The sequence below is a fragment of the Mycobacterium vicinigordonae genome (genome assembly GCF_013466425.1).
In the GTDB taxonomy this organism is placed as follows: Bacteria; Actinomycetota; Actinomycetes; order Mycobacteriales; family Mycobacteriaceae; genus Mycobacterium; species Mycobacterium vicinigordonae.
The window spans coordinates 6,244,416-6,266,765 of sequence record NZ_CP059165.1 but is presented as its reverse complement, the minus strand read 5'-3'; the positions used below and the strand labels follow the sequence as shown (position 1 = coordinate 6,266,765).

The 22,350-nt window shown below is 66.6% G+C and carries 22 protein-coding genes; 14 read left to right on the top strand and 8 right to left on the bottom strand.

What is annotated here, in order from left to right; all coding sequences use genetic code 11:
- Positions 1–571: 571 nt before the first annotated feature.
- The 9 genes from rpmH (at position 572) to H0P51_RS28155 (ending at position 7,352) form a co-directional block, all read left to right on the top strand.
- On the top strand, positions 572–715 hold the full coding sequence (gene rpmH, locus H0P51_RS28195; protein ID WP_180916038.1) for a 50S ribosomal protein L34: 144 nt from the start codon (positions 572–574) through the stop codon (positions 713–715).
- A gap of 23 nt (positions 716–738) precedes the next feature.
- Positions 739–1,119, top strand: a complete 381-nt coding sequence (rnpA, locus tag H0P51_RS28190) for a ribonuclease P protein component (protein WP_180916037.1) — start codon at positions 739–741, stop codon at positions 1,117–1,119.
- Complete coding sequence (gene yidD, locus H0P51_RS28185; protein WP_246398274.1) at positions 1,116–1,478, top strand: membrane protein insertion efficiency factor YidD; 363 nt, start codon at positions 1,116–1,118, stop codon at positions 1,476–1,478. Before rnpA ends, yidD begins: the two co-directional genes overlap by 4 nt.
- Complete coding sequence (gene yidC, locus H0P51_RS28180) at positions 1,462–2,571, top strand: membrane protein insertase YidC (protein ID WP_180916035.1); 1,110 nt, start codon at positions 1,462–1,464, stop codon at positions 2,569–2,571. Before yidD ends, yidC begins: the two co-directional genes overlap by 17 nt.
- A gap of 117 nt (positions 2,572–2,688) precedes the next feature.
- Positions 2,689–3,231: a Jag family protein gene (locus tag H0P51_RS28175; RefSeq protein ID WP_180916034.1), complete on the top strand. Its 543-nt coding sequence runs from the start codon at positions 2,689–2,691 to the stop codon at positions 3,229–3,231.
- Between the two features lie 115 nt (positions 3,232–3,346).
- A complete protein-coding gene (rsmG, locus tag H0P51_RS28170) occupies positions 3,347–4,072 on the top strand; it encodes a 16S rRNA (guanine(527)-N(7))-methyltransferase RsmG (RefSeq protein ID WP_180916033.1) in 726 nt (241 codons plus the stop codon).
- Complete coding sequence (locus H0P51_RS28165; RefSeq protein ID WP_425488940.1) at positions 4,069–5,142, top strand: ParA family protein; 1,074 nt, start codon at positions 4,069–4,071, stop codon at positions 5,140–5,142. Before rsmG ends, H0P51_RS28165 begins: the two co-directional genes overlap by 4 nt.
- Positions 5,143–5,145: 3 nt before the next feature.
- On the top strand, positions 5,146–6,129 hold the full coding sequence (locus tag H0P51_RS28160; RefSeq protein WP_180916032.1) for a ParB/RepB/Spo0J family partition protein: 984 nt from the start codon (positions 5,146–5,148) through the stop codon (positions 6,127–6,129).
- A 437-nt stretch (positions 6,130–6,566) separates the two neighbouring features.
- Positions 6,567–7,352: an acetyltransferase gene (locus H0P51_RS28155; RefSeq protein WP_246398269.1), complete on the top strand. Its 786-nt coding sequence runs from the start codon at positions 6,567–6,569 to the stop codon at positions 7,350–7,352.
- Here H0P51_RS28155 and H0P51_RS28150 read toward each other — a convergent pair.
- From H0P51_RS28150 to H0P51_RS28115, 8 genes are all read right to left on the bottom strand, one after another.
- Positions 7,349–8,569, bottom strand: a complete 1,221-nt coding sequence (locus H0P51_RS28150) for an N-acetylmuramoyl-L-alanine amidase (protein WP_180916031.1) — start codon at positions 8,567–8,569, stop codon at positions 7,349–7,351. The two genes, H0P51_RS28155 and H0P51_RS28150, sit on opposite strands and share 4 nt — an antisense overlap.
- Positions 8,570–8,728: 159 nt before the next feature.
- A complete protein-coding gene (trxA, locus tag H0P51_RS28145) occupies positions 8,729–9,079 on the bottom strand; it encodes a thioredoxin (protein ID WP_180916030.1) in 351 nt (116 codons plus the stop codon).
- Positions 9,076–10,062: a thioredoxin-disulfide reductase gene (gene trxB / locus H0P51_RS28140; protein ID WP_180916029.1), complete on the bottom strand. Its 987-nt coding sequence runs from the start codon at positions 10,060–10,062 to the stop codon at positions 9,076–9,078. Before trxB ends, trxA begins: the two co-directional genes overlap by 4 nt.
- Before the next feature lie 109 nt (positions 10,063–10,171).
- Complete coding sequence (locus H0P51_RS28135; protein ID WP_180916028.1) at positions 10,172–10,891, bottom strand: hypothetical protein; 720 nt, start codon at positions 10,889–10,891, stop codon at positions 10,172–10,174.
- A 15-nt stretch (positions 10,892–10,906) separates the two neighbouring features.
- A complete protein-coding gene (gene sigM / locus H0P51_RS28130; RefSeq protein ID WP_180916027.1) occupies positions 10,907–11,497 on the bottom strand; it encodes an RNA polymerase sigma factor SigM in 591 nt (196 codons plus the stop codon).
- 36 nt (positions 11,498–11,533) lie between these two features.
- The gene (gene murJ / locus H0P51_RS28125; protein WP_180916026.1) at positions 11,534–15,169 is read right to left on the bottom strand and encodes a murein biosynthesis integral membrane protein MurJ; all 3,636 of its coding nucleotides are present in this window, start codon (positions 15,167–15,169) and stop codon (positions 11,534–11,536) included.
- Complete coding sequence (locus H0P51_RS28120) at positions 15,166–17,505, bottom strand: hypothetical protein (RefSeq protein WP_180919283.1); 2,340 nt, start codon at positions 17,503–17,505, stop codon at positions 15,166–15,168. Before H0P51_RS28120 ends, murJ begins: the two co-directional genes overlap by 4 nt.
- 74 nt (positions 17,506–17,579) lie before the next feature.
- Positions 17,580–18,314 (bottom strand): NUDIX hydrolase, encoded by a 735-nt coding sequence (locus H0P51_RS28115; protein WP_180916025.1) that lies wholly within the window; start codon positions 18,312–18,314, stop codon positions 17,580–17,582.
- Positions 18,315–18,530: 216 nt separating this feature from the next.
- On the opposite strand from H0P51_RS28115, the gene H0P51_RS28110 reads away from it, so the two are divergent.
- The 5 genes from H0P51_RS28110 to H0P51_RS28090 all read left to right on the top strand — a co-directional run bounded on the left by H0P51_RS28110 (position 18,531) and on the right by H0P51_RS28090 (position 22,335).
- Positions 18,531–19,970, top strand: a complete 1,440-nt coding sequence (locus tag H0P51_RS28110; RefSeq protein WP_180916024.1) for a CCA tRNA nucleotidyltransferase — start codon at positions 18,531–18,533, stop codon at positions 19,968–19,970.
- Positions 19,971–20,014: 44 nt separating this feature from the next.
- A complete protein-coding gene (locus tag H0P51_RS28105) occupies positions 20,015–20,524 on the top strand; it encodes a pullulanase (RefSeq protein WP_180919282.1) in 510 nt (169 codons plus the stop codon).
- Between the two features lie 249 nt (positions 20,525–20,773).
- Positions 20,774–21,100 (top strand): WXG100 family type VII secretion target, encoded by a 327-nt coding sequence (locus tag H0P51_RS28100; protein WP_180916023.1) that lies wholly within the window; start codon positions 20,774–20,776, stop codon positions 21,098–21,100.
- A 48-nt stretch (positions 21,101–21,148) separates the two neighbouring features.
- The gene (locus tag H0P51_RS28095) at positions 21,149–21,439 is read left to right on the top strand and encodes a WXG100 family type VII secretion target (RefSeq protein WP_180916022.1); all 291 of its coding nucleotides are present in this window, start codon (positions 21,149–21,151) and stop codon (positions 21,437–21,439) included.
- Between the two features lie 62 nt (positions 21,440–21,501).
- The gene (locus H0P51_RS28090; RefSeq protein WP_180916021.1) at positions 21,502–22,335 is read left to right on the top strand and encodes an ESX secretion-associated protein EspG; all 834 of its coding nucleotides are present in this window, start codon (positions 21,502–21,504) and stop codon (positions 22,333–22,335) included.
- Positions 22,336–22,350: the final 15 nt, after the last annotated feature.

Below are 22,350 nucleotides of genomic sequence, written 5' to 3'. Positions count from 1 at the left end.
CGACGCATCTCCTGGTTCGACGGTCGAGGTACATCATGAGTTGGAAATTAACACCTGTCCACATGGTTATCCACAGATGTGGAAAGGACGGTCGATAACATACCGCAGCCGTTGTGGCCGCGGGTTGCGATCGCAGGAACTGGGTGACAACCGTGAGGGTGGTCTGGCCAGCTAGTCGATCCGCCGTCCTCGAATCATTGTTGACAGTGTTTCAAGTCCGCCCCGGCTTGGAACTACACCGCCCGAAGCTAACAGTTTTCGTTACGGCTGCCAACAGTTTCTTTCGGATTCCGGTGGGGTTCTTGGTCATTCTGGCTGTTCTGATTGACCCTGCGGTGAGTACACCGGACCCCCCGACAAGCCGATGCTGGGTCTGCTGTGGCAGGCGAGGTTTGACCAGGGCACACCTCGTCAGTACCCTCAAACAGTCGCCCGAAAGTCGGCGATACGGCTGCGACCGGGACCAGGAGTCCGGGGACCGCGCCGGCCAGCATGCGAGACACTCTCCGGCCAACGAGCTGCTAAGCATCAGCGGGCGGATGGTTATGCCAAACACAGCGAGGAGAACGCCGTGGCCAAGGGCAAGCGGACCTTCCAGCCGAACAACCGGCGGCGAGCCCGAGTGCACGGTTTTCGGCTGCGGATGCGTACCCGCGCCGGACGGGCGATCGTGTCGAACCGGCGCAGCAAGGGTCGCCGCTCTTTAACTGCCTGATCGCAAGATCGGGTCTTCCAGCGGTGCTTTCCGCACGCAACCGCATGAGGCGGTCGACGGAATTTGACGCGACGGTGAAGTACGGGCTGCGCTCCGTGCAGCCTGATGTCGTCGTACATGTTCGCCGGGGCAGCGCGCCCGAGGACAGCTCCGGTCTCGAGCGAGAGTACGGCCCCCGCGTCGGACTGATCGTGGCCAAGCGGGTCGGTTCGGCTGTCGAGCGCCACCGGGTGGCGCGGCGGCTGCGACACGTGGCACGGCCGATGCTGGGAAGTCTTCATCCACTCGATCGGGTGGTGATCCGCGCGTTGCCCAGCAGCCGGCACGTGTCCTCGGCGTGGCTAGAACAGCAGTTGCGCAGTGGGCTGCGCAGAGCGTTCGAGTTGGCGGGTTCGCAGCGGTGAGTGTCACGGCGTGGGCTCCGGCGCGGACGGTCCGATCCGCCGGCCGGGTCGGCACGTCGATGGCACGTTTCCTGATCTATCTGATCCAGCTGTATCGGCATATGGTCTCGCCGTTGCGGCCGGCGTCGTGCCGGTTTGTTCCGACCTGTAGTCAATATGCCGTCGATGCCCTTGCCGAGTACGGCGTGGCTCGGGGGAGTTGGCTGACGGTGGTCAGGCTGGCTAAATGCGGTCCGTGGCATTCGGGCGGTTGGGATCCGATTCCGGAACGCCACGAGTGCCGCATGGACGTCGATGTCGTCGATGAAGCCGCGAACGAATGCGCGGCAACCCAAGGGGAGAGTGAATCGTTTGTTTGATTTCTTCAGTCTCGACTTCGTCTACTACCCGGTGTCGGCGATCATGTGGGTCTGGTACAAGGCGTTCGCGTTCTTGCTCGGCCCGCAGAATTTCTTCGCCTGGGCACTGTCGGTGATGTTTCTGGTCTTCACCCTGCGGGCGCTGCTGTACAAACCGTTCGTCAAGCAGATCCGGACTACTCGGCAGATGCAGGAACTGCAGCCGCAGATCAAAGCCCTGCAGAAGAAGTACGGCAAGGATCGGCAGCGGATGGCGATCGAGATGCAGAAGCTGCAGCGCGAGCACGGGTTTAACCCCGTTCTAGGCTGCCTGCCGATGTTGGCTCAGCTGCCGGTGTTCATCGGTCTCTATCACGTGCTGATGTCGTTCAACCGGACCCAGTCCGGGATCGGGCGGATGGGGCTGTCGGTGGAACAGAACCGCAGCCTGGGTAACTACGTGTTCAGTGCCAAGGACGTCGGGAATTTCCTGGACGCGAACCTGTTCGGGGCTCCTATCGGGGCGGCGATTAGACAGACCACTGGATTGGACGCGTTCAGTCACTTCGACCGAGGCATGTTGGTTGCGGTGAGCCTGCCGGTGATGATCCTGGCGGGCATCGCCACCTACCTGAACAGTCGGGCATCCGTGGCTCGCCAGAGCGCGGAGGCGGCCGCGAACCCTCAGACGGCGATGATGAACAAGCTTGCCCTGTACGTGTTTCCGCTCGGGGTTTTGGTCGGGCCGATTTTCTTCCCGATGCCACTGGCCATCATCCTGTACTGGTTCTCGAACAACATCTGGACTTTCGGTCAGCAGCACTACGTGTTCGGGATGATCGAGAAAGAGGACGAGGCCAAAAAGCAGGAAGTGCTTGAACGCAGGGCGGCCAATGCTCCTGCGCCGGGCGCCAAGCCGATCAGGTCGGCCAAGAGCGCGCCGGTCGCCGAAGGTGATCCGCCGGCGGAGGGCGACTCTGCGGATTCGGGATCCGGCGATGCAGCGGAGTCCGCTCCAAGCCAGCCCACCAAACCGAATTCGAGCGGCCGTAACAGTAGCGGCCCGGGCCGAGCACCGCGGCCGGGAGCGCGACCGAGGAAGCGCAAACGTTAGGGCGCCTGCCTGACTTGCTGAGCTTCCGCCCGCGGGCGGGCCGGCTCAAGCAGTACCCAGTAAGACCTCGCGGCGTGATGCCGTGACTACCAACCCGTGGATGAGGGGAAGAAACCGATGACGGAAGCTGAGACCACCGAGCTCGACACCGACGCCCAAGACGAGAAGGCCGAGGCGGTTGGTGAGGACGACGATCTGGAGGAGCGGTTGGTCGCCGAGGGCGAGATCGCTGGCGACTACCTGGAAGAGCTGTTGGATCTGCTGGACTTCGACGGCGACATCGATTTGGACGTCGAGGGCAATCGAGCGGTCGTCAGTATTGACGGCAGCGACGATCTGAACAAATTGGTCGGCCGTGGGGGAGAGGTTCTCGACGCGCTGCAAGAGTTGACTCGGCTGGCGGTACACCAGAAGACCGGGGTACGAAGCAGGCTGATGCTGGACATCGCGGGCTGGCGCCGCCGCCGCCGTGAAGAGCTGGCCGCTCTTGGCGACAAGGTGGCCCGGCGAGTGGCTGAGACCGGTGAGCGCGAAGCCCTGTCGCCGATGACTCCGTTCGAGCGGAAGATCGTGCACGACGCGGTGGCCGTGGTTGCCGGAGTGCACAGCGAGAGTGAGGGCGTGGAGCCGTCGCGCCGGGTGGTCGTGCTGCGTGACTGACTTGACTGCTAACCGTGACCGGACCGCGACTCCCGTAGGAGTTACAGGGCTGTAGTTCGGACGGCACCGGTTGGCAGGACGGCGTGGTCTGGGTGCGAGGACTGAGAGCGGAGGAATGTTTCACGTGAAACATGTCGATCCGCACCGACGGACGGAACTCCACTCGGATCGGGAGTGCGCGTCGGCGGAACCCGCGACAGCGATCTTTGGTGAGCGAATCGACCTGGCACGGCGCTACGCGGACATCCTGGCGACCGCCGGAGTGGAACGCGGCCTGCTCGGTCCTCGTGAAGTCGACCGGCTGTGGGAGCGGCATCTGCTGAACAGCGCCGTGATCGGGGAACTCCTCAAGCCGGACATACGCGTCGTGGACATCGGTAGCGGTGCCGGCCTTCCGGGTCTGCCCCTGGCAATTGCCCGACCGGACCTATGCGTGGTTCTCGTCGAACCAATGCTGCGGCGCAGCGAGTTTCTCCACGAGGTGGTCACCGCGCTCGGGCTGCCTGTCGAGGTGACGCGTGGCCGGGCCGAGGAACCAGGGATCCGAAAGCGCTGGGGCGGCAGCGATGCGGTGGTATCGCGTGCGGTCGCGGCGTTGGACAAATTGACGAAATGGAGTATGCCGTTGCTGAGGCAAGACGGTCTGATGGTTGCGATCAAAGGGGAGCGCGCCGGCGATGAAGTCCGGGAGCACCGGCGTGTGATGGAAGTACTCGGTGCGGTCGATGCCAGGGTGGTGACATGCGGTGCGCGCCTGTTGCCTCAGCCCACTACCGCGGTGGTGGCAAGGCGGGGACCGTACGTCCGACAGAAGAAGTCACCGAAAAGGGAAACGACATGAGGTTCGGTCGGAACACCAACCAGCCCCCTGCGGCACCGGTTCGTAACGAGGTGGCGCCACAACCTGTCACAGCGGCGCCGACTGGTCCTCGCACGGAGGTATCAGGAGTCGGGGTGGACGAGAGAACCCCCGGGGTGGCGGCGCCGTCAGCTGAGGCGCACAATCCCACCGTGAATGTTTCACGTGAAACATCGACCGAATATGACACTCCGATCGGCGCCGCTGCCGAGCGCGCGATGCGCGTCTTGCACACCACCTACGATCCCTTGCCGCGACCGCGCCAGCGCAGGGTATTCACCGTCGCCAACCAGAAGGGCGGCGTGGGCAAGACTACGACGGCGGTCAACCTGGCCGCCGCCCTTGCCGTCCAGGGGCTCAAGACTCTTGTCATCGACCTCGACCCCCAGGGCAACGCCAGCACCGCCCTCGGGATCACCGACCGCCAGTCCGGCACGCCTTCCTCCTACGAAGTGCTTATCGGGGAGGTGCCGTTACGGGAAGCGTTGCGACGCAGTCCGCACAGCGAACGCCTTTTCTGCGTGCCGGCCACCATCGACCTGGCCGGGGCAGAGATCGAATTGGTCAGTATGGTGGCGCGCGAGAACAGGTTGCGCAATGCTCTGGCGGAGCTGGACGAGTTCGACTTCGACTACGTCTTCGTCGACTGCCCACCGTCACTGGGATTGCTCACCATCAATGCACTCGTCGCCGCCCCCGAGGTGCTGATCCCGATCCAGTGCGAGTACTACGCGCTCGAAGGTGTGTCACAGCTGATGCGCAACATCGAGATGGTGAAGGCCCACCTTAATCCGCGGCTCGACGTCACCACCGTCATCCTCACCATGTACGACGGTCGGACCAAGCTCGCCGATCAGGTGGCTGAGGAGGTGCGCCGGTACTTCGGCGACAAGGTGCTGCGAACGGTGATCCCCCGGAGCGTCAAGGTTTCCGAGGCGCCGGGCTACAGCATGACAATCATCGATTACGATCCCGGTTCGCGCGGGGCGATGAGCTACCTAGATGCCAGCCGAGAACTCGCGCAGCGCGATCGACCAGCCGGGAGGGAATGACGAATGACGAACCCATCGCGCCGGAAAGGCGGCCTCGGTCGCGGCCTGGCATCCCTGATCCCAACCGGCCCGGCCGAGGGCGAATCCGGCTCGTCGTCATTCGGGCCGCGGATGGGGTCCGCGGCCGCCGACGTCGTGATCGGTGGCCCGTTGCCCGACGCCGCCTCGATGGGTGCGGTATACCGCGAGATCGCGCCGTCGGACATCGAGCCCAATCCCCGTCAGCCCCGACAGGTGTTCGACGACGAAGCCCTCGCCGAACTGGTGCACTCGATCCGCGAGTTCGGCTTGTTGCAACCGATCGTGGTGCGTGCGGTGCCGGCCGCACAGAGTGGCGCGCACTACCAGATTGTGATGGGGGAGCGGCGGTGGCGGGCCGCTCAAGCGGCCGGCCTGGCGACGCTACCCGCCATCGTGCGCGAAACGGGCGACGACAATTTATTGCGCGACGCCCTGCTGGAAAACATTCATCGCGTACAACTGAACCCCTTGGAAGAAGCGGCGGCGTACCAGCAATTGCTGGACGAGTTCGGCGTCACCCACGACGAACTGGCCGCCCGCATCGGCCGGTCGCGACCATTGATCACCAACATGATCCGGTTGCTCAAGCTGCCCATCCCGGTACAGCGGCGAGTCGCCGCGGGAGTGTTGTCCGCGGGGCACGCGCGCGCGTTGCTATCGCTGGAGTCCGGTCCGGACGCGCAGGAGGAACTGGCGAGCCGGATCGTTGCGGAGGGCCTATCGGTGCGGGCCACCGAGGAAGCGGTCACCCTGGCAAACCGGGGCGACGGCGCAACTCCCGCACCACCGAGACGCAAACCGATACAGATGCCCGGGTTGCAGGATGTTGCTGAGCGGCTGTCGAATGCCTTTGACACCCGGGTCACGGTCGCCCTCGGCAAACGCAAGGGCAAGATTGTCGTCGAGTTCGGATCCGTCGATGATCTGCAGCGGATCATCGACCTGATGACCGAAAAGCAGGACTGAACGGGCCCGACCCGCCACACCATGTAATTACGTCACTGTGACACTGAGCTGATGAGGCGGCGCGCAACGGCTACTTCCGGACACTCGAATATGCTGCAGATCTGTTCTGTATCAACCCTTTTCGGCCGTTACCGGCCTGATTGGCCGGTGATTTGGGCGGCGCACTCTGCCGGTGCGAGCAACGGCGAGGCGCGCACGGCCGTGGCCGGGCCAACACTGGCCCGATGGGCACCGACTCCCTATCCTGGAATGGTTGCCGGTGCACATCCGGTGCAATTCCCGGTGCCAGTAGTGGCCGGGAAAGTGGGGTCAGCCGCGTGGTCGTACAACACGGCCCCACGCGGTGGACAACGGCCGTGGGGTAATGCGAGTCGGACCGGCCGGAGTCGGCTTATGGGTTTGAGGTGCTTGAGCATCGCACGGAGGCCAGGAGACTAGTGTCAACTCGGATTTCAGCGCTGCGGCTCGAAGCCTTCGAGCAACTCCCCAAGCACGCGCGCCGCTGCGTCTTCTGGGAAGTCGATCCGGCGACCCTCGGTACCAACGACCACCTCGCCGACCCCGAGTTCGAAAAAGAAGCGTGGCTGTCGATGGTGATGCTGGAGTGGGGTTCGTGCGGGCAGGTCGCCACCGCGATCCCCGATGAGCGCAGCCAGGCCGAACCTCCGTGTCTGGGGTATGTCCTTTACGCGCCACCGCGGGCCGTGCCCCGCGCGCATCGTTTTCCCACCGCACCAGTCTCGGCGGACGCGGTGTTATTGACGTCCATGGGGATCGAACGCGGCCAAACCGAACCGGATGTGATGGCCGATCTGCCCCACCAGCTGATTGCCAGGGTCATCGACGAGCTGGTTCGACGTGGCGTGCGCGCACTCGAGGCGTTCGGCAGAACCGAGGCGGCCACTGACCTCCAGGAGCCGGTTGACGAGGACGTCCGCCCGGTACTCGAGGCCCTCAACGATTGCTCGGTCGAGCACTGCATCATCGACGCGGACTTTCTGATCGACGTCGGCTTCGTGGTGGTTGCACCGCACCCGTACTTCCCGCGGCTGCGCCTCGAGCTGGACAAGGGGCTGGGCTGGAAGGCCGAAGTCGAGGCGGCGCTGGAACGGCTGCTGGAAAATGCTCAGCTCGAGCAACCGGTGGGGGCCGCATCGGCGGGAAGTGTGACAGGCGGCAACGTTCTGCGCACACCAGCGCGGCGCGAGGCCCCCGCGGATTAGGAGCCGGTAATCCGACTCGCGCGTTCGACCGACAACTCGTGGGCCAACAGTTCGGCGAACGTGAATGTGCCGGTGGGCCGGTCGTTTTTGCCCAGCAGATAGAGGCGTTTGACCGCGGCCAGAATTCCCTCGGCGATGGCGTCACGCGTCTGCGTGGTGACCAGCATCTCGCGGTCGCGGGGATTGGTGATGTAGCCGACATCGACCTGCACGGTGGGCATCCTGGTCAACCGCAGCAGATCCCACGTCCGGCCGTGTACCCGGCAGTCACGTAATCCGGTGCGGGCCACCACTTCTCGCTGGATGAAGTCGGCCAGGTTGCGCCCGATGGTGGATACCGAACCGTGCGAGTTGCCGAAGTGAAACGATGCCACCCCGTTGGCCGACGGGCTGGCCTGAGTCTCACAGCGCAGGCTGATCATCAGATCGGCGCCAACGGAATTGGCGATCGCAGCACGTTCGGCATCCGATGGGCTGTGGCCGGTCGGCCGGGACAGGAATGTCTCCATGCCGATGGCGGTCATTCGGCCTTCGAGGCGACTTGCCAAGTCCCACAACACGTCTGCTTCGCTAATCGGTCCGGCGGAGCCCTGGGTGATCAGGCCGTGGTCATTGCCGCCGCGGCCCGGATCGATGATGATGCGCTTACCCGACAACTTGGGCCCGGAGCGGCGCACCAGCTCCTCCTCGCGGATCGCATGTGGCGATCCACCGCTGACCCTGGAACTCAGGAAATACAACGAACGCAACGTTTCTGGGCCGCAAATCCCGTCCGCGGACAAGCCGTACTCGCGTTGATAGGACATCAGCGCGTTGTGAGTCTGCAACCCGAAATGCCCGTCGACCAGACCGGTGTAAAAGCCGAGATCTTGCAGGCGGGCCTGCAGGGTGGCGACGTCGTCACCGTAGAGGGGTGCGCCGAATTGGTGATACAGAGTGCGCGCACCGAGGCGGTAGGAAGCCTCCTTCAATGCCCGGTAGGTGGCCTCACCGACGATGCCATCCACCAACAGCCCACGATGCTGCTGAAACGCGCGAACCGCATGGTCGAGTTCTTCGTCGAAAACCTCGAACGCGATGTGGCGTCCGGTGGTCAGATCCTCGTCCGGATTGTCCAGCATTCCCAGCGCGGCGAGCGCCGCCCGGATTTCGGTGACAGCTGCGCCGCGGTCGCCACAGCGCAGCGCGTCGCCGTCTTCGCGGCGCGGACTCGGCATACCAAGGGTCCTCCGGGACTAATTGACATCGCTGCCAAGAGCAGCGCAGTTGCCTCGTATTGTCGCAGATCCACGGTCGGATCGGGAAAACCCCAGGCCAGTCGGGGGCTTGTTTCTGCAATACGTGAGGTGATTGTGACCTGGGACTACGGGTTGCCGCTAGCCGAGGTCGGGAACCGCGTCGGAAAGCTCCCGCAGTAGCGCCGCTTTGCCCTTGGCACCGACGATCCGTTTCACCGGTTCACCGCCTTTGAACAAGATCATGGTGGGGATCGACACCACCTGAAAGTCGCGCGCCGTCTCGGGGTTGGCGTCCACGTCCAGTTTGGCGACCTTCAGCTGCGCCGATCGTTCGGTAGCGATCTCCTCGAGCACCGGAGCCACCATCTTGCACGGCCCGCACCACGTTGCCCAGAAGTCGACCAGCACCGGCTTGTCACTGGACAACACGTCGGTGGAGAAGGAGGCGTCGGAAACCTCGATGGTGCCGGACTTGTCGGCGTTGCTCATCGCTTTGCTCCAATCAGGGTGTCGGTACTGCCGGTCTCGCCGGTAGTTTCGTGCTCGGCGAGCCAGCGCTCGGCGTCGATCGCGGCGGCACACCCGCTGCCGGCGGCGGTGACCGCCTGCCGGTAGCTGCGGTCCACCAGGTCGCCGGCGGCAAACACACCTTCCAGCGACGTGCTGGTAGTCCGGCCCTGGACCACCACGTAGCCGTCCGGATCGAGGTCCACCGCGTCGCGCACCAGCGCCGAGCGCGGTTCGTGGCCGATTGCCACGAACACTCCGGTCACCGGCAATGTGGTCTGCTCGCCCGTCACGTTGTCGCGCAGCCGCAGCCCGGTGACCGTCGTGTCGCCGTCGACCCCGAGCACCGCCTTGTTGGTCAAGATGGCGATCTTGTCGTTGGTCTGTGCGCGCTCGAGCATGATCTTGGACGCACGGAACTCCTCGCGCCGGTGCACCAGCGTGACGCTGCGGGCGAACCGGGTCAGGAAGGTGGCTTCCTCCATCGCGGAGTCGCCGCCGCCGATCACTGCGATGTCCTGGTCGCGGAAGAAGAAGCCGTCGCAGGTAGCGCAGGAACTCACACCGCGGCCCAGCAACTCCTGCTCGCCGGGTACTTGCAGGTAACGGGCGGCCGCGCCCATCGCCAGGATCACCGCCCTGGCCTGGAATGCCTCGCCCTCGGCGGTGACCACCGATTTGACCGGTCCTCGCAGCGAAACCGATTCGACGTCCTCCATGCGAAGGTCGGCGCCGAATCGCAGGGCCTGCTCGCGCATCTGGTCCATCAATTCCGGCCCGGTGATGCCATCGCGGAAACCCGGATAGTTTTCCACCTCGGTGGTGGTCATCAGTGCCCCACCGAACGAGGTGCCCTCGAAGACCAGTGGCTTGAGCTGGGCGCGCGCAGTGTAGAGGGCCGCGGTGTACCCGGCGGGACCGGAACCGATGATGATCACGTCATGGATGGTGTCTGATGCGGGCATGCGGGCCTTTCGGGGCGATACCGAACTTAAGGTGGATCTGCAAAGTCTACGAACGCCAGCCTAGGCAGTGGTGTTCCCGACAGCCGCACACGACACCGATCCGAGCCGGCTATGCGCGCGGAATGGTGGTGGTGGCTAGCAGTCCGGTATCGGCGGCACTGCAGCTCAGCGCGACCGCGTAGGCGGTCACAGTGCCGGGGGTGTCACCGGCCATCACCAGCAGTACCCCCGGGCGGGAATTGACCTCGACCGGTTGGGCGCCCAGGATCGGGGTGCCCGCCGGGTAGCCTAGGCCGCCCAGGCAGGAGGCGCGCTGCCCAGGGTTGGTCAGCGCACCGAAATCGGGCGGACGATGCAACAAGGCGAGGATCTCCGGGTCCGACAGCGGAATCACCGGGACCGGCGCGGACACGGTTATGTGGTTGGCGGTGGGATCGGTTTTCGAGCCAGAGGACGGCGAGCGCAGCAACGCCGCAGTGCCCAAACCAATCGCGGCCACCACCCCGGCGAAGCCGACTAACCCGGCGATGACCCGCGCGGAGCGCATCGGAGGCCGCGCTGCGTGAGCGGCGCCCGGCGAGCGCAATGCGGCGGCGACACTGTCGACGAGCTGCGGGGGAGCGTTGGGTGCGGGTTCGGCCGCCAAGGCGGCGAGATCGCGACGCACCTGGTGCAGCGCCTGCAATGCGTCCGCGGCCTGCGGGTCGGTGCGGATGCGGCTTCGCACGGCTGCGGCGGTGTCATCATCGAGCAGGCCCGCCTGCAGGTCGGCAAGCTGTTCAACCGTCAGCGGTGGTTGCGGATCGGCGTCGTCCTCGGCGGCACTCATCCGCCCCAGTGTGCGTCATGCGCGGTTCGGTGCTCGCAGCGCCCGGGACGTCGAGTCGCCGGCGTCCAGGTAGCCCAACAACCGGGCCAATCGCGCCCGCGCGCGCGAGCATCGGCTCTTGACCGTGCCTTCGGCCACCCCCAGTAGCGCCGCGGTCTCGGCGATCGAATAACCGTGCATGTCGACGGCGACCACCACCGCCCGCTGTTCGACCGGCAACCGCATCAGCGCGCGCTGGACCACGATCGCGGTGTCGGACTGCGTGGTCCGGTCGGCGACGGGATAGTCCCAGCGCAGCGGGACAGCCGGCTGCGCCTTGGCCCTGCGCAACCGATCCAGGCAGGCGTTGAGCACGATGCGGTGCAGCCACGAGCTGACCTGAGCGTTCCGGCGGAACGAAGCGGCACCGCGGTGCGCGGACAGCATCGCCTCCTGCAGCGCGTCCTCGGCATCCTCGGCGTTCAGGCTAATCAGCTTCGCCAGCCGGTACAGCCGTCGGTGGTGGCGGGCGAACAACTCGGCGAAGGCGCGGCGGTCGCCGGCGACATGCGCGGTCAGTAGCTCGGCGTCGCTGCGGAGCCGTCGCGTGCTTTGCCGCAATCCCATCGCCGGACCGTAACCAATCGGCGGGCGGCGGGCACTTCAGGAACCGGCTTGGATGGTGATCTCGGAGATGTCCGCACGGCTCTTGCCGCCGGTGGTGCCCAGCGTGGAGATCCACACCAGCAGGGTCGACGTCGGTGCGGCCCCTTTGACCTGGATGGTGTTGTGGCCGGGTTTCAGCACGGTGGCGGGGGTCAGCACGGTGGTGTCTTCCAGCCTGGACGGGTTAGGCGAGGTCGACGAGCGGAGCTCCACCTTAGTGCCGGTGCTGGAGATGTCGATGGTGACCGCCCCGACCACCGTCGGCTTCGGCAGTTGCAGCAGCAGTCCGACGCCACTCTTGAACCCGGGGAACGGGACGGGGTCGGTGTAGGTGTCGGTCTGCCACGAGGTGGCCGGATTGCCGTCGATCGCGTTGCCCGCGTCGCCGGGGTTGTCGGCGTCGCCGCCAGGGGAGAAGACCGTGGCTTTGGTGGGCTTGACGGTGCTGCCCGACGGCGCCGCAGTGCCGGGCGTCTCGGTCGCCGAAGACGACGGGTTGTTGTTCAGGCCCAGTTGTTCGCCCTTGAGGCCATTGCCGACGTCGCCGAAGATCTCGCTGACTACCGAGGCGAGCACCACCAGCGCCACCACCAGAACGATCGCGCCCGCGCCTAGACCGATCAGCAGATTGCGGCGACGTCGTGAGTAGGCATCGTCGCCACGCTCGGTGGACCTGCGCGGCGAGGACGGCCCCGGTGGTTCGGCGATCGGACTGAGCACCTCGGTGCGATCGGCCACCGCTGTAGCCTGTTGTAGCAGGTTCAAAAGTGTTGACGCGCTGCGTATTCCGCCATCTTCCTGGACGGATCGAACGGCGACCGCAGAAATCTGGAACGGGATGTCGCGGTCGATCACGGTCGGTTCGACGGCCTGCCCGTTCGCATCCCGCTCGGCGGCTGCCAACCCACTGGGCGCCCCCGTCTGAGGCAGCGGCCAGCGGTTGACCAGAAGCGCGTACAGCGAGGCGCCGATTCCGCGGATATCGTCCTGCGGGTTGGCGTCGGGCATGGTTGCCGGGAAGGCCAGCACCACGTCGCCGTCGATGCTCAGGCGAACCCGGCTGGGGTGATCGATGGACAGCGCGACTCCGGCGCGGTGCGCGGCGTCGGCGGCGGCCGCCAGCGACTGCATGGCCCGAATGGCGCCGACCGGCGACGGCGACGTGTCGGCGACTTCCTGCAGGGAGCCGCCTCGGATCCATTCGGCGACCACCAGCCCGCCGGACCCGGTGTGGACGACGTCGAGTATCCGGGCGATGCCGGGCTTGTCGATCCGGCTCAGCCGCAGCGTTCGGGACAGAATCTCCTGCACCGCGTCTTCGGGCAGGGCACCCTCGGGGTCGACGAAGGTGAGCGCAACCTGCCGGTGCAAGGCGGTGTCCATGGCCTGCCAGAACTGCAGAGGCGGTGTGCCACCGTGCGAGATCAGCAGCCGATAGCGGCCATTGGCGATGCGGGCACCGGGCACCAGGTGCGCGTCGTCCGGCCCCGGCTCAGGGTTCCGTTCGCGAGGAGCGTCGAACGGCAGCGGGCCCCGCGCCTCGGCTGCATCCCCATTGACGTGTTCGCGGGACGGGTCCTTGGCGGCTGGAATGTCGGGCTGGAAGTCGTCGGCACGCGGCCGGTCCTGGCTCGCCTTGGAGCTAAGGGGGGAGCTGGACGCGGCGCTATCCGGTGTGCGGTCAGTCACCTCCGGTCCTTTCGCTAGCCCGGCCCTGGTCACCGGTGATCCGCGCCGGATCGGCTCGCGGACCGCATCATCGCCCGGCAGGGTCGCATTTCTGTGCTCAGGGTACGTGACCGGGGACCGCCTGGACGAAACCGTCGCGGTGCGCTGGGGCGGCCTCATATCCGGGATGCCCAACCGGCGCCGGATCACATCACGGGCGGCGCGCGCCTCTGGGACCTGCGCTCCGAGCATCACCACGGCCAGGATCGGCACCATGATGACCGCCAGCACCAGCAGACGCAACAGCGAACCCATGCCACCGTGAGCGGTCAGTCCGTCGATTCCCAGCAACCGGTCGGCGACGTGTGCGACCAGGCCGGCGAGCAGAGAAGCCGCGATTGTCACCAGGATGGTGCGCACCTCGCCGAGGCCGATCAGTCGGCCCCCCTTGGGTAGCAAGCTGCGCCGCAGCAGCAGGTGCCCAACCACGGCCCCGGCCAGGAAACCCAAACCGTTGGCCGTCCCCAGATAGCCGGCGACCAGCTGCTTGTTTGACGTGAGGTGCGGCGCGGCGAGCGAACCGGCGATCTTCACCGAGGTGATCACGATAATGACGACGATCGGTGTCCACGGTTCGTCGCGCGCATAGAAAACCCGTAGCTGCAGCAGGACCAGCGCGTAGGGAATCAGGGTGAACGCGGATAGCGCGATCGCCGCACCCAGGTATCCGGCGTCGACCTGGCCGAAGTGCCCGTAGGCGAACAGCGCGCTGCCCATCGCCGGGCCACCTACGGTCATGAACGCGACCGCCGGGATCAGTGTGATCATGGTCAGCCGGGTGGCCAGCGACAGGTCGGCCAGGACGGCGGGGATGTCGTCGGCAGCGGCGTTGCGGCTCAGCCGCGGCATCACGACGGTGAGTACCGTGACGCCGATCATCCCGAACGGCAGCATCAGCACCAGCCACGTGTAGTTGTAGATCGCCGGGCCCGAGGCGGCGGCCGTGCTGGCGATCTGGTTGCCGATCACCAAACCCAGCTGGCTGATCAGCACGTACAGCACCATCGCGGCGGCCATGGTGGCGAAGCGTTTGAGCCGCTCGTCGATGCCCCACAGCGGGCGAAGGCTGATGCGTTCGCGGCCGATCGCCACCAGCAGCACCGCCGTCTGCGCAAACACCCCCAGCGTGGTGCCAATCCCGAGCACCAGCAGCTTGGCGTTGCCCATCTTGACTGGGTCGACGGACAGTTCGCCGGGGACAGCGAGGTAAACCCCCAGGGTTGCGATGGCCACGATGTTGTTGACGACGGGTGCCCACGCCGGCGGACCGAAGATGTTGCGGGTGTTCAGGATCGCCATGAACACCGAGGACAGGCCGTAGACCAGCACCTGCGGGAGCAGCAGGTAGGCAAACGCGGTGGTAAGCGGTTCGTTGACCTGCGGGTCGCGGCCCAGCATCAGCCGCACCAGCAGTGGCGCGGCCGCCACCGACAGCGCGGTGGCAACGATGAGCAGGGTGGTGGCCAGGGTGACCAGTCGCCGCACAAAGGCTGCGCCGCCGTCGGCGTCGTCCTGCTCGGCGCGTGCCAGCACGGGCACGAAGATCGCGGTGAACGTGGCCTCTAGCACCAGCGCGGCGACCAGGTTGGGTAGCTGGTTGGCCACCGAGAACGAACTGGACAGCGCAGCACCCAGAATCGCGGCCAGCAGCACGATCCGGGCGAAACCGGTGAGCCGGCTGATCAGGGTCGCGAACGCCATCCCCCAGGAGCGTTTAACCAGCGCGGCGTCGGACAGCTCGGCGCGGCGCGGGAGTTGCTGGGTGCGGCGGGGTGCCTGATGTGGAGTCCAGCCCGGCCGCGGCGGCAGGCCCGGCGGCGGAACCGCGGACCTGGGCTGGGACAGCGGCGGCCGCTGCGGCGGTGGTGATTGCGGAGGATGCACCCGCCGGGGTGCGCGGTTCATACCCGATGCTCTTCGTGAACCCGACCCGTGACGGCGCGAGGCTGCTCGGGTGCCCGTCCATGGCCCGCCGCCGCGGGGGGATCGGGGCGATCGAGGTCGGCGGGGTCGGGCTGGCCCCGGAAGCGGTGCCACAACCGCCGCCCGGCCAGCAGTACCAGCACCGCCGCTGCCGTCAGCGTGATCGCGAATAGCACCTTGCCGTAGGCGTTGGAATGGACCGACAACCGCACCGGCTCACCAAGTGCCGTGCCGTCCGGTGTGCGTAACCCGACGTCGATGGCGACGCGCTGGGTGAAGTTGACTTCGATCGGCACTCGCAGCGGCAGGTATCCGGGCGGTAGCTCGATTTCGCCGACGTCGGACACTGTCATCCCGGGTGGTGCGTTGACCTGCAGCCGAACCCGGATCGGTACGGCCAGGCCGTTGTGCAGGGCCAGCGGCAACGGGCTGTGCTCGGTGGCCAGGGTGTAGGAACCGCCCGGGTTGACGATCGTCACCGAACGGAAGAAGTCGTTGACGGTGGTACCGACCACCGATAGCCGCTGCTGCGCCAACCCGTTGCGGGTGTCCGGCGGCACCGACTGGCTCAGGGCACGCAGCATGTCCTCGCGCAGTGGCGCGGTGTACTGCGCACCGGTCAGCCCGGTGCGTTCATCGGTCATCAGTGCCGAGGTCAGTTTCCATACCCGGCCGACCTGGTCGGCGACCTGGCCGGTGATCTCGTCGCTGAACCTGCCCCGCACCGACGGGTAGGCGCCCGGGGGGCTGGGCAGCTCGGTATGTGCCGCCGCGTCCGCGATCACCGCGGGCAGCGGGCGCGGCACCGCAAGCCCGGAGTGGATGGCGGTGGCCAGCGCGGTCAGGATGGACTGCGCATCGTCGCCCTGCAATGTCCACGACGCCGGTGGCAGCAGGATCTGGGTGCGCGGTGCGGCATCCGGTGAGAGGCCGCGCCACAGCATCGCACCCAGCGCGTCCTGGCGGCGGGCGGTGGCCGAGTCGTGGCTGACGTGTACCGACAGCGACGAGTCCAGATAGGTGGGCACGATGGGGCTGGTCCCGGCGGCGGCTAGCGCAGCGCCGATGGCCGGGTCAAACGGCGCGGTCACTACCCGCGTCGAGAGCCTGCGGGGCGAGATATCAGCGCTGCCGGAGGTGGTGTTGGCGCTCTGGCCGGGTGCTTCAGCGGCCGCGACCGCGACCGTGCTGTCGTTGGCGTCCAGCAGGGTCACGCCCCGGCTGGTCAGCGGGCCGTCCGACAGCAGCGCGGTGTTGCGCACCGAGGCGACGTCCAGAATGCGGTCGACGATGTCGGATGTCGCTGCGGTGGCCGCGGTGTTGAGCCCCGGATCGTTGACTCGCTGCAGGGCGTCCAGATCGGCCTGGGCGTAGGGCAGCGGGACCACACACGTGCGGTGCGCCAGGGCGCGTAACCGGTTCAACCACAGGTTGGCGGCAGATTGGCCGGTACCGGGGTGGGTCGGGGCCCCCGGCAATTGTGCGGGGCCGTCAGCGGAGTTGGACACCACGTAGCCAGCGGTCATCGCGTTGACGGTGACGAGCAGGTCGGGATCGATGGCCAGGCATAGCGCCCGGCCGACCGCACCGTCGGGGTCGACGTCGCGGCTGGTGGCCAGCTCGGCCGCGGACAGCAGAGTGTCCAGGCGCCCGCCGTTGGCCAGCGAGTTGGCCAGCTCGTCGTCGACCAGGCGCACCGGGATGGTGCCGCCGGGAACACCGGGCGCCAGCCGGGGCCGGTCGGCCAGCGGCCAAAGCATCGTCATCCACACCGGCTTGCGGGTTTCCGGGGCCACTGCCGCGTCGATGCCGGCCGCCTTGTCGGGTGGCACACCCACCACGGGTAGCAGGAAGCGGGCGTTGTCCAGGCGGGCCGGTGCGCCGTAGTCGGGGGTTCCGTTGACGTTGACCAGCATCGGATAGATACCGGGCTGGTCGATGGCCAGCGATTGCTTGGTCAGCGAGCGCAGCGGAGCGGACAAGATGAACCCGGCCTGCTGTCCGCGCTGCAGTTCGGGGGAGACGGTCAGGAACTCGGCGGCCGGCTCGTACTGGTCGGTGCCACCGTCCAGCGAGGTGCGCAGCGCCGTGGACGACGTGACGCCGCCGGCATGCTCGAGCCGCACCATCACGTCGTGCACGGGGCGGTCGCCGATGTTGGTCACCATTCCGCTGACGGTGACGACGGGGTCGCTGGTGGTGGTGACGACGTCGGGCGTCACTTGATCGATCCGCACCTGCACGAAGGGAGTGGCGGCGGGTTCGCCGGCGTTCGCGTTCGGCGGATTGCCCGCCAGCATCATCGCGAAGCCGGCCATGATGCCGATCACTGTGGCGAGACGCGCCCCCTTGGTCCCGCCCTCGGCCCTAGCCCGTCGAAGTCGCGGCCCCGTCACGGCCCCTGCCCGTTACCGTTCTTCCGGGATGCGGAGTCATTGGCGTGTCGGGTGCGCGAATGGGTCTGGGGGCGTCGTCGCGGCGCGCTCGGCGGCAGGGGGGGCAGCGCTTCTTCGCCGTCGGTCTGCAGCTTGTCAATCAGTTCGTCGGCTACCTCGGCCAGTTTGCGTTCGTCGGCGTAGGCCAGCCGTGACGGCAGCTCGTGGATCGGCACCCACGCCACTTCGGCGACCTCCAGATCTTCGTCGGAGAGTTCTCCACCAAGAAAGCGCATCAAATAGTGGTGCACGGTCTTGTGCACCCGCCGGCCGTCGGTGACGAACCAGTAGTCGATGCGTCCCAGTGCGGCCAGCACACTGCCGCGGATACCCGTCTCCTCGGCGACTTCGCGAATGGCCGTCTGCTCGGCCGTCTCGCCGAGTTCGATATGCCCCTTGGGCAGCGACCAGAGCATCCTGCCACGCCGGTCCACCCGGCCGATCAGCGCGGCGACCTGTTCGTCACGCGGACCGTCGATTCCGTCGATGACCAGGCCGCCGGCCGACGTCTCGTGCACGGTCCGCATGCGGTCGGGGCCGCGCCGTACCCGGCGCTTGGCCGCGGTGGCCGGGGTTGGTGCGGTGTCGGCGACCGGTTGACCGTTCGTCTTCGGCTCCGCCGAACGTCCCGCGCCACGACCGCGACGCCGGCCCCGGCGTCGACGTGGTTTGGCTTGCTCGCCGTCCGACATTCAAGCGATATTAGCTGGCTGGGGCGGGTCTTCCGGACGCACTCGCCGTCCGCCGGTACCTTTGATCACTTTCGTCGCGTGGGCCGCTTGCGCCACAGGAACCCCCCGGCGACAGTGCTCGGCGCTCTGCCGCAGAACCTGCCGCTCGCTGCGCAGGTGTGAATGCGGCTGGACGTGGGCTGAGTCACCGGACGATTGCTATTAGGCTCACCGAACGTGGTTGAACCCGTCCAGGATGCCGATCTGCTCACCGCAGCTGCGGTCGCGTTGCACCGGCACGCCGGAGTGCTCGGCGAACTGGGCGCCGCATTCGCGGCCGCCGGACACGAGTTGTACCTGGTCGGCGGCTCGGTGCGAGACGCGCTGCTGGGCCGGCTCAGCCCAGACCTGGACTTCACTACCGACGCACGCCCCGAACAGATCCAGAAGGTCGTGCGGCCGCTGGCCGATGCGCTGTGGGACACCGGCATCGAGTACGGCACTGTCGGCGTCGGCAAGGGCGAGCACCGCTTAGAGATCACCACCTTCCGCGCCGACACCTACGACCAGGTGTCGCGCAATCCGCAAGTGCGGTTCGGGGATCGGCTCGACGACGACCTGGTGCGCCGCGACTTCACGGTCAACGCGATGGCGGTGCGCGTCACCTCGGCCGGGGCGGGGGAATTCCTAGACCCGCTGGGTGGGCTGGCGGCACTACGCGCCGGGGTGCTCGACACGCCGGCGGCCCCGGAGGTGTCCTTCGGCGACGACCCGCTGCGAATGCTGCGCGCTGCCCGATTCGTCTCCCAGCTCGGCTTCACCGTCGCGCCGCGGGTGCGGACGGCGCTCGAGGAAATGGCGCCGCAGCTGGCGCGGATCAGCGTCGAACGGGTGGCGGCCGAGCTCGACAAGATGATGCTCGGTGCGCACCCGGTGGCCGGCATCGACCTGCTGGTGCAATCCGGGATGGGCGAGGTGGTACTGCCCGAGATCGGCGGCATGCAGATGGCGATCGACGAGCACCACCAGCACAAGGATGTCTACCAGCACTCACTGACCGTGCTGCGCCAAGCGATCGAGCTCGAAGACCAGGGTCCCGACCTGGTGCTGCGCTGGGCTGCACTGCTGCATGACATCGGCAAACCCGCGACCCGCCGCCACGAACCCAACGGCGGAGTGAGCTTCCACCACCACGAGGTGGTCGGCGCCAAGATGGTCCGCAAGCGGATGCGGGCGTTGAAGTACTCCAAGCAGATGGTGGACGATGTATCCCAGCTGGTGTATCTGCACCTGCGGTTTCACGGCTACGGCGAAGGCAAGTGGACCGACTCGGCGGTGCGCCGCTACGTCACTGATGCTGGACCGCTGCTGCCGCGATTGCACAAGCTGGTGCGCGCGGACTGCACCACCCGCAACAAACGCCGCGCGGCGCGGCTGCGCGCGTCTTATGACCGCCTAGAGCATCGGATCGCGGAACTGGCGGCTCAGGAAGACCTGGACCGGGTGCGGCCGGATCTGGACGGCAACGAGATCATGCGGCTGCTCGACATTCCGGCCGGCCCACAGGTGGGCGAGGCGTGGCGATTCCTCAAGGAACTGCGTCTGGACCGCGGTCCGCTGTCCACCGAGGAGGCCACCGCAGAACTGCTGGCGTGGTGGAAGACGCGAGGCGACTGACAATCATCGGAACCTGGCGCCGCGCCGCCGCGTCCAAACTGGGCATGGAGTACTGCCTCGGCGGCGACGACGGCACCGCGTCGATGTGGAATCGTGCCGCTGATCTCGACCTCGACGGCGACGGTGCGTTCGACGCCGTCGGGCTGGACCTGGATGGTGACGGCCTCCGCGACGACGCCCTGGTCGACCTCGACCACGACGGAGTCGCCGACCACGCCGTGCTCGACGCAGACAACGACGGCGCCCCGGAAACCTACTTCGTCGACGATGGATCCGGGACGTGGCGGGTCGCTGTCGATCGTGGCGGGCAGCTGCGGTGGTTCGGTCTGGACGGTGTGGAACATTCCGGCGGCCCGCTGGTCGACTTCGACGGGCAGGGTCAACCGGACGATCGGCTGGCCGACCTCGACGGCGACGGGGTTGCCGATCAGGTGGTGTGCACGGGTCCCGACGGCGTCACCGGCTACGTGGACACCGACGGCGACGGGCGCTGGGATGTTCGACTCTTCGATTCCGACGGCGACGGAATAGCCGACGGAGCGGGGGCCGCATGAAGCCTTGCCAATAAGCACAGCTAATTTTCTGCGACCATTCTCCATGCGCTGAAGGTCCTGCGCGGTAACTATCCCCAAGCCGGGCCGCTGTCCAGCGTTTGACACGCGCCAAATTCTGGTGTCCACTAAACAGCCTGTTCCACCCATGTGCAGCGACCAAGGTGGGTGAAGTGACAGCTGGGGGCGGCTGATCTAGCTTTACGCAGATCCGGCCTCGGCGAGAGCAAAATAATTGAGGGAGATTCTAATATGGCAAACGCAACAGTTGTCACTCCAGAGTTGCTGCGCAGTACGCAGCAACGGATCGAAGCCCGATTGCAGGAAGCCGCCGCGATCGCCAATCAGTATCTGAGCGGGCACGAGAACATCATCAATGCGACGGGATGGGCAGGGGACGCGGGCAACACCTCGCTCAACACCGCCGGCCAGATCCATCACGACCTGCAACAGATCATGACCGGGGGCCAACGGCTTGCACACGGGCTGGGCCGGGCTGCGGTGCTGATGGAAAACCACGAGGCCGATGCGGCGCACAACCTCAACGGCGTGTTCAGCGGGGGGACTCAGGCGGTCTAGCCCGAATCGCAGTTCCCCTACTCCGCAGACCACAAGTTAGGAACGTTCATGGCAGATCACATCGTCTATAACCACGGCGCCGTCGTCGGATTCGCAGGCGAGGTCGGTGCGCAGGCCGCACAGCTGATGGAAATTCACAGCGACGTCCTCAACCTCACGCAAGCACTCGGTGACTTCTTTCAAGGCCATGGCGCCACCGCATTTTTCGATGCACAGCAGCAGATGCTGCACGGACTGGAAGACCTGATTCAGACCGTCAGCCGGCACGCTCACACCGTGCACAACGTCGACGAAATGGCACAGGCCACCGACGCCCAGATGGGCAACCTCTTTATCTAGCCAATGCGATCGGCCCGGGGCGCATGCAATGCGTGCGCCCCGGGTCTATGTCGAGGAACACCGTGTTAACCACCACCGTCGACGGGCTGTGGGCCCTGCAGGTCCTCACCGGCATCGAGACCGTGGCCCCCGAGTTGGGGCTGCGGCCGTTGCTGCCGAGTGTGGAACCCAGGCGCCTGGCGCTCGAACACCCCGTCACCGCCGAATTGTGCGCGGCCGGGGTGCTCGACGAATCCGGCACAGTCGACGGCACCGTGCTGGAATGGCTGACGGTCCTGTCGCGGCGAGACATCGGGCTTTTCGTCCAGATGCGCGCACCGGGCGACGCGGAACCGGCGCGGGCACTGCTCGCGCGATTCGCCCAGTGGTGGGTCGCCGTGGAACGCTGCGCTGACTTGATCCGGATCAGCGGCGCGGGCACGTCCACCGCGGAGGGATCGGCAAGCTCGGTGATCCGCGCGCAGATCGAGCGGTGGTGTGGGCAACAGGCGCCGGCTGCACTGCGGCCCGTCACCCTCGACGCGGATAGCCTGCGTGCGGCGGCGGTCGGTCGGGAGGCACTGGACGCGTTCATCCGTGGTCACGGGCTCGAGTGCGACCAGACGCGGTTGCTGACACTGGCTACCGACCCGAGCCGGTCGGCTCAAGCCTCGATCGTCGCCGTGCAATCCGGAGTTGCCGGTGGCAAATCGTCGCGAACACACGTCGAAGCCGGTGCGGTGACTGTCATCGACACCCCCGAGGGGCGGTTGGTCGCCGAGCACGTCAACTCCGCCGGCCGACGGTGGATGATCGTCGCGCCCGGAACTACGGGCAACATCACCAGCGCGATCACCCACATGCTGCGCCGTCTGCCCGCCGAACATGAATGGTTTTCGTACCGGAAAGTTGTGTAGTCGAGAGGTGTCGAT

Bases quoted from the DNA above. Each gene is read 5' to 3' on its own strand.
- H0P51_RS28175 (WP_180916034.1), top strand. From the start codon at position 2,689: ATGACGGAAGCTGAGACCACCGAGCTCGACACCGACGCCCAAGACGAG.
- rsmG (WP_180916033.1), top strand. From the start codon at position 3,347: ATGTTTCACGTGAAACATGTCGATCCGCACCGACGGACGGAACTCCAC.
- H0P51_RS28165 (WP_425488940.1), top strand. From the start codon at position 4,069: ATGAGGTTCGGTCGGAACACCAACCAGCCCCCTGCGGCACCGGTTCGT.
- H0P51_RS28160 (WP_180916032.1), top strand. From the start codon at position 5,146: ATGACGAACCCATCGCGCCGGAAAGGCGGCCTCGGTCGCGGCCTGGCA.
- H0P51_RS28150 (WP_180916031.1), bottom strand. From the start codon at position 8,569: ATGCCGAGTCCGCGCCGCGAAGACGGCGACGCGCTGCGCTGTGGCGAC.
- trxA (WP_180916030.1), bottom strand. From the start codon at position 9,079: ATGAGCAACGCCGACAAGTCCGGCACCATCGAGGTTTCCGACGCCTCC.
- trxB (WP_180916029.1), bottom strand. From the start codon at position 10,062: ATGCCCGCATCAGACACCATCCATGACGTGATCATCATCGGTTCCGGT.
- H0P51_RS28135 (WP_180916028.1), bottom strand. From the start codon at position 10,891: ATGAGTGCCGCCGAGGACGACGCCGATCCGCAACCACCGCTGACGGTT.
- sigM (WP_180916027.1), bottom strand. From the start codon at position 11,497: ATGGGATTGCGGCAAAGCACGCGACGGCTCCGCAGCGACGCCGAGCTA.
- murJ (WP_180916026.1), bottom strand. From the start codon at position 15,169: ATGAACCGCGCACCCCGGCGGGTGCATCCTCCGCAATCACCACCGCCG.
- H0P51_RS28120 (WP_180919283.1), bottom strand. From the start codon at position 17,505: ATGGCCGGCTTCGCGATGATGCTGGCGGGCAATCCGCCGAACGCGAAC.
- H0P51_RS28115 (WP_180916025.1), bottom strand. From the start codon at position 18,314: ATGTCGGACGGCGAGCAAGCCAAACCACGTCGACGCCGGGGCCGGCGT.
- H0P51_RS28105 (WP_180919282.1), top strand. From the start codon at position 20,015: ATGGAGTACTGCCTCGGCGGCGACGACGGCACCGCGTCGATGTGGAAT.
- H0P51_RS28100 (WP_180916023.1), top strand. From the start codon at position 20,774: ATGGCAAACGCAACAGTTGTCACTCCAGAGTTGCTGCGCAGTACGCAG.
- H0P51_RS28095 (WP_180916022.1), top strand. From the start codon at position 21,149: ATGGCAGATCACATCGTCTATAACCACGGCGCCGTCGTCGGATTCGCA.